Source organism: Methylobacterium sp. E-041 (assembly GCF_022829665.1).
Lineage (GTDB): Bacteria > Pseudomonadota > Alphaproteobacteria > Rhizobiales > Beijerinckiaceae > Methylobacterium.
This window is the reverse complement of the sequence record NZ_JAKSYQ010000292.1, coordinates 120,958-136,463: the sequence shown is the minus strand read 5'-3', so window position 1 is coordinate 136,463 and position 15,506 is coordinate 120,958. Positions and strand designations below refer to the sequence as shown.

General features: G+C 72.6%; 11 protein-coding genes. 3 read left to right on the top strand and 8 right to left on the bottom strand.

The window, feature by feature from the left end:
- Nucleotides 1-47: 47 nt before the first annotated feature.
- Genes MKK70_RS27620 through MKK70_RS27600 form a run of 5 tightly spaced genes read right to left on the bottom strand, consistent with a single transcriptional unit; the run spans nucleotide 48 to nucleotide 7,345 of the window.
- The gene (locus MKK70_RS27620) at nucleotides 48-962 is read right to left on the bottom strand and encodes a hypothetical protein (protein WP_243951142.1); all 915 of its coding nucleotides are present in this window, start codon (nucleotides 960-962) and stop codon (nucleotides 48-50) included.
- Nucleotides 959-2,800, bottom strand: coding sequence for an ABC transporter ATP-binding protein (locus tag MKK70_RS27615; protein WP_243951140.1), 1,842 nt, complete (start codon nucleotides 2,798-2,800; stop codon nucleotides 959-961). Before MKK70_RS27615 ends, MKK70_RS27620 begins: the two co-directional genes overlap by 4 nt.
- Nucleotides 2,797-4,746 (bottom strand): glycosyltransferase, encoded by a 1,950-nt coding sequence (locus tag MKK70_RS27610; protein WP_243951139.1) that lies wholly within the window; start codon nucleotides 4,744-4,746, stop codon nucleotides 2,797-2,799. The genes MKK70_RS27615 and MKK70_RS27610 overlap by 4 nt, the downstream gene beginning before the upstream one ends.
- A complete protein-coding gene (locus MKK70_RS27605) occupies nucleotides 4,734-6,044 on the bottom strand; it encodes a glycosyltransferase (protein WP_243951137.1) in 1,311 nt (436 codons plus the stop codon). Before MKK70_RS27605 ends, MKK70_RS27610 begins: the two co-directional genes overlap by 13 nt.
- Complete coding sequence (locus MKK70_RS27600) at nucleotides 6,041-7,345, bottom strand: glycosyltransferase (RefSeq protein ID WP_313899121.1); 1,305 nt, start codon at nucleotides 7,343-7,345, stop codon at nucleotides 6,041-6,043. The genes MKK70_RS27605 and MKK70_RS27600 overlap by 4 nt, the downstream gene beginning before the upstream one ends.
- A 177-nt stretch (nucleotides 7,346-7,522) precedes the next feature.
- Here MKK70_RS27600 and MKK70_RS27595 point away from each other — a divergent pair, with 177 nt between their 5' ends.
- Together MKK70_RS27595 and MKK70_RS27590 are read left to right on the top strand one after the other, a co-directional pair.
- The gene (locus MKK70_RS27595; RefSeq protein WP_243936307.1) at nucleotides 7,523-10,219 is read left to right on the top strand and encodes an ABC transporter ATP-binding protein; all 2,697 of its coding nucleotides are present in this window, start codon (nucleotides 7,523-7,525) and stop codon (nucleotides 10,217-10,219) included.
- 42 nt (nucleotides 10,220-10,261) lie between these two features.
- Nucleotides 10,262-10,963, top strand: a complete 702-nt coding sequence (locus MKK70_RS27590) for a hypothetical protein (protein ID WP_243951134.1) — start codon at nucleotides 10,262-10,264, stop codon at nucleotides 10,961-10,963.
- A gap of 103 nt (nucleotides 10,964-11,066) precedes the next feature.
- On the opposite strand, the gene MKK70_RS27585 is transcribed toward MKK70_RS27590, so the two are convergent.
- Nucleotides 11,067-11,324 (bottom strand): hypothetical protein, encoded by a 258-nt coding sequence (locus MKK70_RS27585; protein ID WP_147729370.1) that lies wholly within the window; start codon nucleotides 11,322-11,324, stop codon nucleotides 11,067-11,069.
- A gap of 224 nt (nucleotides 11,325-11,548) precedes the next feature.
- Between MKK70_RS27585 and MKK70_RS27580 the strand changes: the two genes are divergently transcribed.
- A complete protein-coding gene (locus MKK70_RS27580) occupies nucleotides 11,549-12,934 on the top strand; it encodes an FAD-binding oxidoreductase (RefSeq protein WP_243951133.1) in 1,386 nt (461 codons plus the stop codon).
- Nucleotides 12,935-12,940: 6 nt separating this feature from the next.
- Here MKK70_RS27580 and MKK70_RS27575 read toward each other — a convergent pair whose 3' ends face one another.
- Together MKK70_RS27575 and MKK70_RS27570 are read right to left on the bottom strand one after the other, a co-directional pair.
- Complete coding sequence (locus MKK70_RS27575) at nucleotides 12,941-13,870, bottom strand: 3-keto-5-aminohexanoate cleavage protein (protein ID WP_243951131.1); 930 nt, start codon at nucleotides 13,868-13,870, stop codon at nucleotides 12,941-12,943.
- Between the two features lie 144 nt (nucleotides 13,871-14,014).
- Nucleotides 14,015-15,505 (bottom strand): PepSY domain-containing protein, encoded by a 1,491-nt coding sequence (locus MKK70_RS27570; RefSeq protein ID WP_243951129.1) that lies wholly within the window; start codon nucleotides 15,503-15,505, stop codon nucleotides 14,015-14,017.
- Nucleotide 15,506 lies beyond the last annotated feature (1 nt).

Sequence of the window (15,506 nt, the reverse complement as noted above, 5' to 3'; positions counted from 1 at the left end):
AGCAGGGGGGGAGGGGGAGCCCGCGCTTTCGTCGTTCCGAAGCCCGATCAAGCGGCTATTCCTCGCTTCGGCGGATGCAGCGCCACGTAGGTCAGCCGGGCCGGCGAGTAGCCGGTGGCGCGGTGCAGGTCGTCGAAGGCGTGCGCGCGGGCGATGCCGGCTGCGGCCTCGCGGGCGAGCGGGTCGTCGGCCGGCTGCTCGAAGCTGCGGCCGTTGCGCTGCCAGCGGATCGGCTCGGCCCGGTCGCGCCGAGGCTCGTCGCGCCCAGCCTCGTCACGCAAGGTCTCGATCATCGCGATGGTGGGATGCGCCGGGCCGCCATGGGCATGGATGCGATGGCCGGCGGCGTCGTCGTCGAACAGAAGGCGGGTGAGGCCCAGGCGCCTCGCCTCGATCACCCGCCGCCCCTGCGAGACGTGGTCGTCGAAGAACGCGACCGTCGTCGCCGCATCGAGCTGCGACCAGTCGGCCGTCGACCAGTCGGCGGTGCTGTAATGCGCTCTCGGGTCGCAATAATGCAGGTTCGACAGGTCCGGGTCGTGGCAATGGATCGTCGCGTCCGGGCAGGCCTGCCGGATCACCCAGGTGGTGAGCCCGCGGAAGACCCCGGACTCGATGACCGTGGCCGGCGCCAGCGCGCGCATCGCCACGTAGAGCTGGAGCGCCCCGTTGAATCCGCTGCCGCCGCGGCGCTGGCGCACCGGCGCCGTCGGGATCAGCGTCCAGAACCGCCGCACCGCCGCGGGCACGTCGAGGCCGGTCGCGATGCCCGACGCGGCGAGGTCGCGCTGCAGGCTGTCGGCCGCGGAGCCGAGCAACTGGTCGACCTCGCGCGGCGAGGTCGGGCGGTGCGACCAGTCGGGGGCGGCGGGCACGAGGTCGTAGCCGAGCCGGTCGAAGAACGGCGCCAGCACGCGGCGGCGGAGCCGTTCCAGCGTGCGGGAGGGGCGGGGCGTGCTCATGCGGCCCGCCGCGCATCGGCTGCGCCGTGGCGGACGTGGTAGCCCGGCTCGATCTCGACCATATGGCCGGCCTCGTCGGGCGCCAGCCGGTAGGGCTCCGGCCAGCACCCCGGGTCGGAATGGTCGCCGGTGACCGCCGAGAAATCGAGCGGGTGGTCGAGGCTCGGGTCGGGCACCGCGGCGAGCAGCGCGCGGGTATAGGGATGGACCGGGTTGCGGAACAGGGCGGCCTTCGGGGCCTGCCCCACGATTCGCCCCCGGCACATCACCGCGATGGTATCCGCCATGTAGTCGATCACCGCGAGGTTGTGAGAGACGATGAGGTAGGTCAGGCCGAGCGCGGACTGCAAGTCCTTCAGCAGGTTCAGGATCTGGGCCTGCACCGAGACGTCGAGCGCCGAGACGGGCTCGTCGAGCACCAGCACCTTCGGATCGAGGGCGAGCGCCCGGGCGATGCCGATGCGCTGGCGCTGGCCGCCGGAGAAGGCGTGCGGATAGCGCCCGAGCGCGCCGGCTTCGAGGCCGACCATCGCCATCAGCGCCTCGGCCCGCGCCCGGCGCTCGCGCCCGCCGATCCCGTGGATCTCCATCGGCTCGGTGAGGATCTGGCGCACGGTCATCCGCGGATCGAGCGAGGCGTAGGGGTCCTGGAACACGAACTGCACGGCGCGGCGGTAGGCGAACAGGTCGGCGCCGGCGAGGGCGTGGACGTCGCGCGGGCCGGTGCCGTCGTCGAACAGCACGCGGCCGGCATCGGGGGCGAGCGCGCGCATCACCATCTTCGAAACGGTGGTCTTGCCCGATCCGGATTCGCCGACGAGCCCGAGCGTCCTGCCGGGCACGAGGTCGAGCGACACGTCGGAGACCGCCCGCACGACCCGCGGCGGCCCGCCGAACCGCCCCGAGCGCAGGGTGAAGACCTTCGAGACCCCTTCGATGCGCAGGATCGGCCCGTCGATCGCCGCCGGCCTGCGTGCCGGCGGGATCACCGCCTTGGCCGGGCGGATCGGCGTCAAGCGCTCGCCCGGCGCCATGTCGAAGCGCGGCACGGCGTGGAGCAGCGCCTTGAGGTAGGGGTGGCCGGGGTCGCGCATGACCGCGCCGCGCGGGCCGGACTCGACGAGGCGGCCGCGATAGAGCACCGCCACGTCGTGGGCGACGTTGGCGACGACGCCGAGGTCGTGGGTGATCAGCAGGATCGCCATGCCGGTCTCGTCCTGCAGCCGGGTCAGCAGCGCGAGGATCTGGGCCTGGGTCGTCACGTCGAGGGCCGTCGTCGGCTCGTCGGCGACGAGCAGGGCGGGCTTGAGGATCAGCGCCATCGCGATCATCGCCCGCTGGCGCAGGCCACCGGAGAGCTCGAACGGATAGGTGTGCAGCGCCCGCGCCGGATCGGGGAAGCCGACGCGGGCGAAGGCGTCCCTGGCCTGCGCGTCGGCCTCGGCCCGGGTGGCGTTGCCGTGGATGCGCAGCGCCTCGCCGACCTGGTCGCCGATGGTGTGGAGCGGCGACAGGCAGGTCATCGGCTCCTGGAAGATCATCGCGATGCCGGCGCCGCGGATCGCGCGCATCGCCGGGCCGTCGGGGGGCAGCGCGGCGATGTCGGTTGCCCCGCGGCCGGTGTCGAACAGGATGCGGCCGGCGCTGATCGTGGCCACCCGGGGCAGGATGCGCAGGATTGCCTGTGCGGTCACCGACTTGCCCGAGCCGGATTCGCCGACGAGCGCCAGGGTCCGCCCGCGCATCACGTCGAGCGACAGGCCGTGCAGGGCGCGGAACGGCGCACCGTGTCCGCCAAAATCGACCTGCAGGTTCTGGATGGACAGGAGCGGGCTCAAGCGATCCTCGCAGGCGCGTCGGCCGGGCAAGTCCACCACGCCGGCACCGCCCCGTCCACCGCCGGCGGCCGGAACAGATGCCGCGGGTCGCAGAGCGTTACCGCCGGATGCCGGAACAGGATCGCGAACAGGGCGCCGAGGAAGTCCCAGATCGCTTCGTCGTGGGCGAGGTGGTGGGTGAGCAGCCCGACCGGCCGATCGTTTCCCTCCGCGATGGTCCGGCACAGGGTGTCGATCAGCCGTGCGGGATCGACGAGCGAGCGCGTGCCGCGCCAGTCGATCGGGTCGATCGCGACGTCGGCCCGCATCAGGCCGGGCACCGCCGCTCCGGGCACCGACGACAGCCCGCGATAGCCCAGCGCCGGAAGGGCGGCGGCGATTTCGGGGGCGAGGCGGTTCCACGGCGGCACGAACACCGGCAGGAGCCGGTCCGCCGGAAGCCGCGCGCGGGCGAGGCGCAGGCCTTCCGCGGCGTCCGCGATCGCGAGCGGCAGGGGACGGTCGGCGCCGAACTCCGATGGTTTGCTGCCGGGTGCGGCGTGATCGGTGTGGGCCAGTCCGTGCACGGCGAGGCTGACGCGTGGCGCGTCGGCGAGACGCTCGCCGAGGGACGGCTCGATGCCTGCCGGGATCGCCGCGACGAGCAGCGGGGACGCGAAGGTGTCCGCGAGGTCGAGCAGGCGGTCCAGGGCGGGCGTCGCGGCGACGGCATCGTCGTCCCGCCACCAGATCGGCACGCGGCGGCCGCGCGCGCCGGACTCGTCGAGGACGGCGCGCAGGCGGTCGAGCGGGGTCTTCTCCGCACGGGCGCTCCGTTTCTTCGCGGCGAGGAGCGTTTCGACGATGGCGACCGTGCGCCGTGCGCCGTCGAGCGCGATGCCGTGATCTGCCGGGATCGGCGCTCCGGCTGCAGACGCGATGGCGTCGAGCAGCGTCGCCGCGGAAAGTGCGTCCTCGGGCACGATCCGGGCCAGGCCGCGGGCGGCGAGGTGCTGGGCACGCAGGCTCTGCTCGGTCTCGGCGCCTGCCGCGAACGGCACCAGCACGGCGGGCGTCCGGGTGGCGAGGAGATCCACCGCGGTGTTGTAGCCGCAGGCGCTCACCGACACCGCAGCCCGCGCCAGAAGCGCGCGATAATTCGGCTGCGCCCGCGTCAGGACGCCGTCGGCCAGCCTCGCGCGCATGGCATCGATCTCGGCCTGCGCGATGCCGTGGCCGGCAAGGATGCGCCAGCCGAGGTCCGGCCTCCGCCGCGCCGCGTCCGCGGCGGCGCGGCAGAGGCCGAGCCCGGCCGCGCTCGACCCGGCCGAGACCAGGACGCCCGCGCGGGCATCCGCATCCTCGATCGGCGCCGCGTCCTCGTCGACGTAGCCGGTGTATCGCAGCTTGGCGCGCAGATCCTCGTCCACCGGCCAGGAGGCGTCGAGGGCGACGAGATCGGGGTCGCCGTGCACCAGCACCGCGTCGTAGATCCCGGCCACGCGCGCATGCGCGATGCGGATCTTCCGCGGCTTCTCCGGCGCGACGAGCACGTCGCGGATCGAGGCGAGGATCAGCGGTCGCGGGCGCCGCTCGGATGCCGCTTCGACGAGGTCGAGGAATTCGGCTTCGAGCGCTCGGCGGCCGAACGGGAACAGCTCGGTGATCACCACGTCCGGAGCCGTCTCGGCCAGCGCCTGCCGAAGCAGCGCCCGGCGTGCCGCGAGCAGGTCGGCGCCGGCCGCGTGCCCGTCCGCGCCAAGAAGCCGCGCGAAGGCGGTGCCGACGATGTGCAGCGGCGGCAGTTGCACGAGGCGCAGGCCGTCGAGCCGCACCATCGGCGCAGGGCCGCCGCCCGAGACCAGGGTCACCGCATGGCCCGAGGCGGCGAAGGCGCGGCCGATCGCGGCGGCGCGGGTCAGGTGACCGGCGCCGAGAAGATGCGTGACGGCGATCAGCACCCGCATGCGCAGGCCTCCGCCGCTCGCTCGGGCGCCGATGCCGGACGCGGCGGCGCGATTCCCGCCGAGGCGGCGAGCCGCCCGCCGATCAGGTCGATGCCGGCATCGAGCGAGAAATCCCGCAGCAGGCGCGCGCGGGCGGCGTCCGCGAAGCGTCGGCGCCGAACCGGATCGCCGGCGAGCCGCAGGATCGCCGCGGACAACGCCGCGGGATCGCCCGGCGCGACCAGGCATCCCTCGACGCCGTCGGTGACGAATTCCGGCGTGCCCGCGAAAGCGGTCGCGAGGATCGGCAGCCCCTGCGAGGCGGCCTCCATCAGCACGTTGGGCAGGCCGTCGCGGTCGCCGGACGGCGCAGGCTTGGTCGGCAGCACGAAAAGGTCGGCCGCCCGCATCGCCGCGATCACCGCCGGCTGGGCCAGGGCGCCCCGGAAGGCGACGCGGCCGCCGAGCCCGCGATCCGCGATGCGGGCTTTCAGGTCCTCCCGAAGCTCGCCGCCGCCGATCAGGTCGAGGCGCCAATGCAGGTCCGGCGGAAGGGCCGCGAGCGCGTCGATCAGGTCGTCGTGCCCCTTCTTGGCGACGAGCCGGCCGACGTTGAGGATCCGAATCGGATCCTGCGCATCCGTGCCGTCGCGTGGCGGTCGGAGGGGCGGCGCCGGAAAGCGGGCGAGATCGAGGCCGTGATAGGCCAGCGCGACGGAGCCGGCTTCCGCTGCCGCCCGACCCGCCGACACCGCCCGCAGGCGGCCGAGGCCGTCGCGGGTGCAGGTCACCCCCCAGGCCGCGTCGGAGAGCTTGTCGGACAGCTCGCGGTCCGGCGTCGTCCAGATGTCCTTGGCGTGCGCGGAAAAGCTCCAGCTTCGCTCCGTCAGGAGCGCGGCGTAGCGCGCGACGCTGGCCGGCGTGTGGAGGAAATGCGCGTGCAGGTGCCGGACCGCCTCGGGCAGCTCCCGCGCCAGCACCAGAGCCTGCCCGAGGCGGCGGATGCGCGAAGCGGTCGGGTCGTGGAGAAGGTCCGTGGCGAATTGCCGGGCCAGCGCGACGAAGCGCCGGCGGCGGAGGCCCCAGGCCAGCCCGCGCAGCACCCGCAGGGGCGCCTCGTGCAGGTATTCGGGGAGGTAGGCCACCGGCGCCGCGATCGCGTCGTGCATCGGATGGCGGCTCGCGTCGGTCGGGCGGCGCAGCGACCAGATCGCCAGTGCGAGGCCGCGGCCCTCGAGCGCCAGGATCTCCTGCGCGATGAAGGTCTCCGACAATCGCGGATAGCCCTTCAGCACGATCGCGATGCGCGCCTCGCTCACGGCCTGTCACCGAGGGCGAGGACGGGTGCGCCAGCGTTCAGCACGCGGACGCGCTCGGCGATCCGGTCGAGGCCGCCGAGCAGGTCGGGGATCCGCGCGCGCGACGGAGGCGCCTGGTCCGGCAGGGCCCGGAGCGCCGCCGCCATGCGCATGGGGTCGCGCCCGTCCGCGCCCAGCACGGTGCGGGCGAGGCCGAGGCCTTCGGCGGCCACCGCGCGGATCTCCTGCTCGCGCCGCGGCGTGGTGCGCGGCACCAGCACCGCCCGCTTGTCGAAGGACAGGATCTCGCAGAACGTGTTGTAGCCGCCCATCGCCACGACGCCCGACGCCTTCTCCATCAGGAGCTCGATCTCGCTGTCGAAGGTGATCGCGGAGAGCCGGCCCGGCAGCCGCGCGATCCGGCCCAGGAATGCCGCCCGGCTCTTCGAGGCGAGGAAGGGTCCGAAGGCGATCAGCGCGGGAAGCGGGATCGCGGGATCGGCCTCGTAGGCCGAGATCACCCAGTCGATCAGCCCGTCGCCGTCGCCGCCGCCGCCGGGGGTGACCAGGATGAACGGCTCGGCCGCGACGCCGGGCTCGGCCCGGTCCGGTCGGGGGCGCGGCGCGGCGCGGTGGAGATAGCCGGTGTAGGTCGTCCGGTCCGAGAATTCCGCACCCACGGGAAGCGCGTCCAGCGGCCGGTGGATGCGCGCGAGGCCGTAGATCCAGATCTCGTCGTAGAACCGGCGGACCGCCTCCGAAGCGCCCTTTCGCTCCCATTCCGGCACGAGGCGGTCGGGGTCGTCGAGGACGTCGCGCAGGCCCAGCACCACACGGCAGCCGCGGGCGCGCAGGTGCTCCAGGGTCGGAAGCATCTCGCCGTGGAAGCCCGTCGGCTCCTTATCGACGATCACCAGGTTCGGCCGGAAGTCGCGGGCGGTGCGCAGGACGATGTCGGCGCGCCGGGCGACCGTCTCCTGCAGCGACGCCTGCGGGTCGAGCCCGGCATAGCTGCCGTCGGCGCGCTTGGTGACGCCGGGCACGCGCACGGAGGAGACGCCGCGGGCGAAGGCGAAGCGGGCGACCACCGTCGAGCCGGAGACGATCATCGCCTCGACCTCGCCGGTGCCGGCCAGCGCGTTCGCGATGGTGCGCGAGCGGCGCAGGTGCCCGAGCCCGAACGTGTCGTGGCTGTAGATCAGGACGCGGCTCGGGCGCATCACGGTCTCATCCTCGAACGCCCCCTCGCGCCGCCGCCATCCGCGCCCCGGCACGCGCAGCGCGTGCAGGCGCAGCGTCGCAGCCGGTCTGCGGTCGCACAAGCCGGGCCGCCATGACAATGCCTCGCGTGGGACGACACCGCATTCCGGAGTGACGGAGGCCCGAGGCTGTGAGTCCGCGCACGCTCGGGCTTCGCCTTTTCGTTGCACGATGACATGCGTGTGACGCGCGGGCTCGCGAGAGGGTATGGGAGCCGGAACGGGGGGCGGGGACGGGCGATGCGGGATCTGGAGCCGACGCTGTTCGGCTATATCTGGCGACATTCGAAGCGCGACCAGTTCGCGATCTGCGCCGTCGTGCTCGCATCGCTGCCGTTCTACTTCGCCTCGCTCGACCTGCCCAAGCGCATCGTCAACGACGCCATCTCCGGCAAGGCGTTCAAGGGCGGGCGCGAGACCGTCGACTTCCTCGACCTCATCATCCACTGGCCCGGCTGGCTCGGCGGCGAGCAGGAGGTGCTGTTCTCCGGCTTCGAGGTCGACCGCACCGGGCTGCTGTTCGGGCTCTCCGGGCTGTTCCTCACCCTCGTGCTGATCAACGGCGCGTTCAAGTTCTGGATCAACCTCAGCAAGGGCGTGCTCGGCGAGCGCATGCTGCGGCGCCTGCGCTTCGAGCTGTTCTCGCTGATGCTCCGCTTCACCCCGGACACGACGCGCGAGGTGAAGTCGTCGGAGACGGCGACCATCATCCGCGACGAAGTCGAGCCGATCGGCGCCTTCATCGGCGACGCGATCGTGGTGCCGTGCTTCCTCGGCACGCAGGCGGCGACCGCGCTGATCTTCATCCTGATGCAGAACCTGTGGCTCGGGCTCGTCGCCGGCTCGATCGTCCTCGTGCAGATCGTTGTGATCCCGCGCCTGCGCCGCGAGATCATCCGCTTGAGCCGGAAGCGCCAGATCGCGTCGCGGAGCTTCGCCGGCCGGGTCGGCGAGGTGCTGGACGGGCTCGAGGCGGTCACCGTCAACGACACCGGGCGTTGGGAGCGTGCCGAGATCGGCGGCCGGCTGTTCAGCCTCTACGACCTGCGCCTGCGGATCTACCGGCGCAAGTTCCTGGTGAAGTACCTGAACAACCTGCTCGCGCAGGTGACGCCCTTCCTCTTCTACGCGATCGGCGGCCTGTTCGCGCTGCGCGGCGAGCTCGACATCGGCCAGCTCGTGGCCGTGCTGGCCGCCTATCGCGATCTGCCGCCGCCGCTCAAGGAGCTGATCGACTGGGACCAGCAGCGCCTCGACGTCGAGGTGAAGTACGAGACCGTCGCCGCCCACTTCGCGCCGCACCGGCTGCGGCCGTCCGAGCCGGAGGGCCAGGGCTTGGTCCGGCCCCTCGGCGGCCCGCTCGAGCTGGACGGCGTCAGCCTCAAGGATCCCCTCGGCGGCCCGGCGCTCGAGCTCGGGGCCGTCAGCCTGCCGATGCCGGTGCAGGCCGCGATCCTCGCCCCCGCGGGCGGCCTCGGCCACGTGGTCGCGCGGCTCGTCGCCGGGCTGCAGGCGCCGCAGGGCGGAACGGTGCGGATCGGCGGCGCGGACGTCGCCACGCTGCCGCAGGCCCGCCGGGCCCGCGCGCTCGCCTATGCCGGGCCGGAGCCGGTTCTGTTTCCCGGCACGATCCGCGACAACCTCGCCTACGGCCTGCGCCGGCGCCCGGTGATCCGCGACGACGCCGGCAGCCCGGAGCGTGCGCGGCGCCGGCGCGCGGAGGCGCGGCGGACCGGAAACCCGGTCGAGGATGCGAGCGATCCTTGGATCGACTACGCCGCCCTGGGCCTGGCGGACGCCGCCGCCCTCGACGCGCGGATGCTCGACCTGCTGCAGCGCCTCGGGATGGGCGACGACCTCTACCGCTTCGGCCTCAGCGCCTACAGCCTGGTGCACCACGAGTCCGAGCCTGGGCGCCGGGTCGTCGCCGCGCGCCGGCACTTGCAGCAGCACTTCGCGGCCGCGGGCATGGCCGACCTCGTGATCCCGTTCGATCCGCGCCGCTACAACGAGCAGGCGACGATCGCGGAGAACCTCCTGTTCGGCGTGCCGACCGTTCCGGAACTGACCGGGCGCAACCTCGCGTCCGAACCGCGCTTCCGCGCTGCCCTCGACAAGCTGTTCCTGCTCGACGATCTCGCCCGGATGGGCGTGGCGATCGCCCGGAACCTGGTCGACATCTTCCGCGACGTGCCGCCGGGCCATCCGCTGTTCCGCAGGTTTTCGCTGATCGCGCCGGACGAGCTGCCGGTCTTCGAGCAGCGGCTCTCGGCCCTCGGTGCCGACGAGGCGCCGCCGGCGGCCGACAACGAGGCGTTCCTCGCCCTCGCCCTGGCCTACGTCGAGCCGCGCCAGCGGCTCGGCCTCCTCGATGCGCCTTATCGGGCGCGGCTGGTGGCGGCGCGCTACACGGTCCGCGAGGCGCTTCGACGGGAGGACGGCACCGAGGACGTCGAGCCCTACGATCCCGAGCGAATCAACCGGCACAGCTCGATCCTCGATGCGCTGCTCTTCGGGCGGATCAACACCGCGCGGATGCACGGCGAAGCCGAGATCCAACGCCAGGTCCGCCTCGTCGTGCAGGAGTTCGACCTGGAACGCCGCATCCGCCTGCGCGGGCTGGATTTCCCCGTCGGCAACCGCGGCCGCCTGCTCACCCCGCGCCAGCAGGCGCTCGTCGACCTCGCCCGCGCGATCCTGCGGCGGCCGGAGATCCTGGTGGTCGACGGAACGATCCCGCATCTCGACGGCGGCGCATCGGCCCTGATCGCGGCCGTCACCAGCGGCGGGCCGCAGATCAGCCTCGTCGCGGTCGCGGCGACGGAAGCCGAGGCGGCGCCGTTCCCGGTTCGTCTGCGCTTCGACACGACCGGTTCGGTCCGCGTCGAGACCGCGCCGGAGCCGGAGGTCTCGGTGCCGACCGCGCGTTCGGCCTGAGGCGGCGCGTGAAACGCCGGCTTTCTGCCTGGAATTTCCGTGTTGGAAACCGATTCTGCACTGTCGTCTCGACAAAATGCCGAAGAAGCGTCATGGAATACGGTACGCGTCCGCGCGTTCCTGTCCAAATCCAAGAGAATCATACGCCGCATGTTGCGCAGCCGTGTGCGACGGTCCTTTACCGTCGAGGTCAAGTCGAAGAACCGCCACTCCCTGTCCTGGCCGGATGATCCTACCCCGGCGCCCCTGAACTGGGCCGCGCTCGATCCGGCGCCCGAGACGCCGTCGCCGTTCGATACGGTCTGGCCCGACCAGGCCGCCGCCCCCGCGCCGCCGGTGCCGGCGGAGAAGCCTCGGCGAATCCTGCAGAGCCTGATCGTGGCGGAGCCCGAGCCCGAGGTGGCTGAACCCGTGATCGAGCGCGCGCTTCGGCTTCCGCGCGTGAAGCGGGTGAAGCCTCCGCAGATGCGGTCCGAAAGCCCGCGCGCCGAAGCCGGCCGTTCGGATCAGGCACGATCCGAAATGGTGCGCCCCGATGCGATCTGGTCGTTCGCCGACATCGCGGACGCGTCCTCGGAGCCGGCCGTCGCTGCCCCGGCGATCCCGGCTCCGCCGGTGACCGCCGTCGCTCCGGTCGCCGCAGCGCCTGTCGTGATGCGCAGGCCGACGAAGTCGCGATCGACCGAACCCGCCCTCGCGCCGGGCCAGCGCTGGAAGCGGCGCCTGCCGCGCTCCTGCCGCTAGCCGACGTTCGTGCGAGCCGGGCGCCGGCTCGCTCCATGCGACGGCACCCGTCGCACGAACGTCCTGTGATCCGGGGATCCTGGTTGCGGCCAGGCGCGGGGCGTCAAGCCGCCCGGCGCACGGCGTAGCGATAGCGGCGCCCCTCCGCGTCGAGCAGCTCGCTGTCGGAGGTCTCGCGCCAGACCACGTCGTCCTCGGGCCGCGCCGCATCGGTCAGCTCGGTGCCGCGCACGATGCTGAGCGCGATGCCGAAACCGTAATTGGTCGCCGTCGCCTCGGTGATGGCCGAGCCGATGTCGGCCTCGTCCGGCAGGCAGGCGAACAGGACGCCGTCGGCGATGGCGAGCGTGTAGGTTCCCATGGCGCGCTCCGCGGTTTTCGAAGCGCCGGACCGTATGAGCTGTTTCCGGCCGTGGAAGGGCGAGGGGTGGGATGCTGCAATGCGGCGGTCGGCGGTTGCCCGCGGGAGCCGCATCGATCCCCCGAACGCAGGTGCGGAATGTCACGCCGCCGGCTTCGGCCGCGCACGCGATCGTGTAGACCGTCCTCGCCCGACCCCATGATCGCCGAACGCCGCGCACGCCCATGACGGACCCGCTTCTCGACCGGCTCACCGACATCCTCGGACCCGACGGCCTCGTCGTCGGCAACGAGCTCGCGAGCCGACCCGCGAGCTGGACCCGTGCCGACGAGCCTTGCGCCGCGGCCGCGCTCGTCCGCCCCCGCAGCACCGAGCACGTCTCGGCGGTGCTCGCCGCCTGCCACGCGGCGGGGCGCGCCGTCGTCCCGCGCGGCGGCGCCACCGGCCTCGTCGACGGCATCCTCTGCGCGCCCGGGGACATCGCCCTGTCGCTCGAGCGCATGACCGGGATCGAGGCGCTCGATCCCTTGGCGATGACGATGGTGGTCCGCACCGGCACCACGCTCGAGGCGGTGCAGGCGGCAGCGGAAGTGGCGGACCTGTTCTTTCCCCTCGATCTCGGAGCCCGCGGCTCGGCGACGATCGGCGGCACGATCAGCACCAATGCCGGCGGCCTGCGGGTGCTGCGCTACGGGATGATGCGCGAGATGGTGCTCGGCCTCGAAGCGGTGCTCGCCGACGGCACGATCGTCTCGTCGATGCGGCCGCTGATCAAGAACAACACCGGGCTCGACTTGAAGCAGCTCTTCGTCGGCACGGAGGGGACGCTCGGCGTCGTCACCCGCGCGGTGCTGCGCCTGCGCCCGGCGCCGGCCGGCTACGCCACCGCGCTCGTCGCCTGCGCCGACGTGAACGCCGCCGCCGCCATTCTCGCCCGCGCGCAGCGGGCGTTCCAGGGCCGGGTGTCGTCCTTCGAGGGCATGTGGCCCGACTTCTACCGGACGATGACCGCGCCCGGCCGCTTCACCCCGCCGCTCCCCCGGGAGCACCCGTACTACGCGCTGATCGAGGTCGAGTGCGTGCCCGAGGAGGAACCGCGCTTCTTGAGCCTGCTCGAGACCCTGATGGCCGAGGCGGTCGTGCACGATGCCATGGTCTCGGCGTCCGAGGAGCAGCGCCGCGCGCTGTGGCGCATCCGCGACCGCGTCGAGATGCTGGTCGAGGCCGGGCTCGGCCGCCCGTTCGACGTCAGCGTCCCGCTTTCGGCCATGGCCGGCTACGTCGCCGAGGCGCGCGCGCGGATCGCCGCGATCCACCCGGACGCGGCCAGCGTCGCCTACGGGCATGTCGGCGACAACAACATCCACTGGAACACCGCGCGCCTGCCGGACCCCGCCCTCGAAGCAGAGGTCGAGGCGGCGATCTACGAGCCGCTCGCCGCGCTTCAAGGCTCGGTCTCGGCCGAGCACGGCATCGGGCTAGAGAAGCGCGGCAAGCTCGGGCTCTCGCGCTCGACCGCCGAGATCGCGACGATGCGCGCGGTCAAGCGCGCGCTCGACCCGAGGAACATCCTCAATCCCGGCAAGATTCTCGCGAACCCCGCCGGGTGACGGGCCTCAGAACCCGACGCGGTCGCCGCCCTTCAGCGACAGCATCTCGCGGGCATCGTCCGGCGTCGCGACCTCGAGCCCCAGCCCTTCGATGATCCGGCGGACCTGGGCGACCTGCTCGGCGTTCGACTGCGCGAGCCGGCCCGGGCCTGCCCAGAGGCTGTCCTCGAGCCCGACGCGGACGTTGCAGCCCATCGCCGCCGCCATCGCCGCGATGTTCATCTGATTGCGACCGGCGCCCAGCACCGACCAGCGGTACTGGTCACCGAACAGCCGATCGGCGGTACGCTTCATGTGCATCACGTCGTCCGGGTGCGAGCCGATGCCGCCCTGCAACCCGAACACGGTCTGGATGAACAGCGGCGCCTTCACCAGGCCGCGGTCGAAGAAGTATTTGAGATTGTAGAGGTGGGCGGTGTCGTAGCACTCGAACTCGAATCGTGTGTCGTTGCCGGCGCAGGTGGTGAGGATGTGCTCGATCTGCCCGAACGAGTTGCGGAAGATGATGTCCTTGTTGGCCAGATACGTCCGCTCCCATTCGTGCTCGAGATCCTTGAAGCGGTCGAGCATCCCGAACAGGCCGAAGTTCATCGAGCCGAGGTTGAGCGAGGCGACCTCCGGCTTGAAGGTCGCGGCCGGGCGCACGCGCTCCTCGATGGTCATCGTCGGCGCGCCGCCGGTGGTGATGTTCACCACGCAGCTCGAGCGCTGCTTGATGACGGGCAGGAACTTGGCGAAGGCCTCCGGCGTCTGGTCGGGCTCGCCGGTTTGCGGGTTGCGGGCGTGCAGGTGGACGATGGCCGCGCCCGCCTCCGCCGCGCCGATTGCGGCGTCGGCGATCTCCTCCGGCGTCACCGGCAGGTAGGGCGACATGCTCGGCGTATGGATCGCGCCGGTGACGGCGCAGGTGATGATGACTTTTCGCGCGCGCGCCATGGCAGCGTCCGTCCCTGTCTGTTCGCGGACCGCTTCGGGCCCTTCGCTGCGATGGTAGCGCTGCCGCCCCGTGCGGGCCAAGCCTCGCTGAGCAAGCCTCGCTGAGCAAGCCTCGCCGAGCCGAGCGAGGGGATCGGCCCGCACTCAAGCCGGGCGCGATCCGGCCGCCGGCCGTCTCAGCCGGCGCCAGCCCATCGCCATGCCCGAGCCCGCGATCACCGATCCGGCTGCGAGCAGCAGCAGCATGACCCCGTCCCAGGCGGGCCGGTGGCGCAGGAGGATGCCGAGATCGAAGGTGTGCAGCAGGTCGAAGCCCCAGCGCTCGACGCGGCCCGACCGGTCGAGCCGGTTCAGGATCTCGCCGGTCTCGGGATCGATGTGGAACCACGTCGCCGCCGGGTCGTCGAACACCACCCGGAGCACCGGCAGGCGCCGGGCGCGATGGTGCGAGGTCCAGTAGAAGTCCTCGCGCTCGAGCCGAGAGGTCGTCATCGATCGAGCCTCCGGGACCAGGCGACGCGCGGCGGCGTCCAGCCGGTCGGGCGCGACCGGCGCCGTTCCGCAGCAGGCGATCTCCCGTCCGTCGCGGCAGGCGATCACCGCGAGCGGCGCACCGCCGAGCCAGGTGAACCGCACCTCCGCCGCGTCCGTGCAGGCGCGCTGGCGGATCGCGGCGCGGTCGAGCCCGGTGCGGGCGCCGGGTGCGTCGGCGTAGCGTTCGAGCATCGCCTGCGACGGGCTGGAGGAGGAGAACCAGCGGTTCGGGTTCATCGAGAGCCAGCCGCTGACGATGAAGCTCAGCAGCGCGAGCCCGCCGATCAGGCCGCCGAGATGATGCCAGCGCGCGAGGCCGCGATAGGGCGTCACCGCGCCGGAGCGATAGCGTCGGACGATCCGCAGCCGCAGGAGCCCGAGCACGAACCCGGTGACGGCCCCGACCATCGCGATCCCCGAGACCCACACAATCACCGTGCGCCACAGCGCGGCCTGCGCCCGCAGCGGCGCGACGTAGAGCCAGTGCGGGACGGCGCCGAACCAGTTCCAGAACCGCTCGTGCGCCGTGGTGTCGAGCACCACGGCACCGGTCGGCTGCGAGACGTAGAGCTCGGTGCCGTCCGCATCGCCGAGCGCGATGCGGTGGAGCGGGCGCACTGCATCGTAGCGCTGATGCACCGTCCACAGATCGTAGGCGAGCGTGTCGCGGTAGGCCGGGCGCAGGCTGCGCGGATCGTGGCCGGCGATGGCGAGGGCCTCGTCCGGTGACGCGGGGCCGATCGCCCGGCCGTCGACCGCGGAGACGGCGCGGCGGGACCCGTCCCAACGCGCGACCCGGTAGACCGGCTCGGCCCCCCGCATCGACAGGCTCAGCGCCCGGGGAAAGCCGGGCTCGTCGGCCAATGCCGCGTCCGGCGAGACCCGCACCGCGTCCCAGGCGATCGCGGGCAGCCCGGCTCGGCGCTCGGGCTCGGTCAGCGACGGGTAGGCGACGTACATCATCACCACGCCGCTCACGAACCACGTCGCGAAGAACAGCCCCGTGACGATGCCGAGCCAGCGATGGCCGAGATGCAGCCACCGCTTCCCCGTCTTGCCGAGCTTAGCGAGCTTGGCGAGCATGCGCGCCGCGGAGGCCATC

Excerpts from the sequence above, each read along its gene's own strand:
- MKK70_RS27620 (WP_243951142.1), bottom strand. The coding sequence starts at position 962 with ATGAGCACGCCCCGCCCCTCCCGCACGCTGGAACGGCTCCGCCGCCGC.
- MKK70_RS27610 (WP_243951139.1), bottom strand. The coding sequence starts at position 4,746 with ATGCGGGTGCTGATCGCCGTCACGCATCTTCTCGGCGCCGGTCACCTG.
- MKK70_RS27595 (WP_243936307.1), top strand. The coding sequence starts at position 7,523 with ATGCGGGATCTGGAGCCGACGCTGTTCGGCTATATCTGGCGACATTCG.
- MKK70_RS27585 (WP_147729370.1), bottom strand. The coding sequence starts at position 11,324 with ATGGGAACCTACACGCTCGCCATCGCCGACGGCGTCCTGTTCGCCTGC.
- MKK70_RS27580 (WP_243951133.1), top strand. The coding sequence starts at position 11,549 with ATGACGGACCCGCTTCTCGACCGGCTCACCGACATCCTCGGACCCGAC.
- MKK70_RS27575 (WP_243951131.1), bottom strand. The coding sequence starts at position 13,870 with ATGGCGCGCGCGCGAAAAGTCATCATCACCTGCGCCGTCACCGGCGCG.
- MKK70_RS27570 (WP_243951129.1), bottom strand. The coding sequence starts at position 15,505 with ATGGCCTCCGCGGCGCGCATGCTCGCCAAGCTCGCTAAGCTCGGCAAG.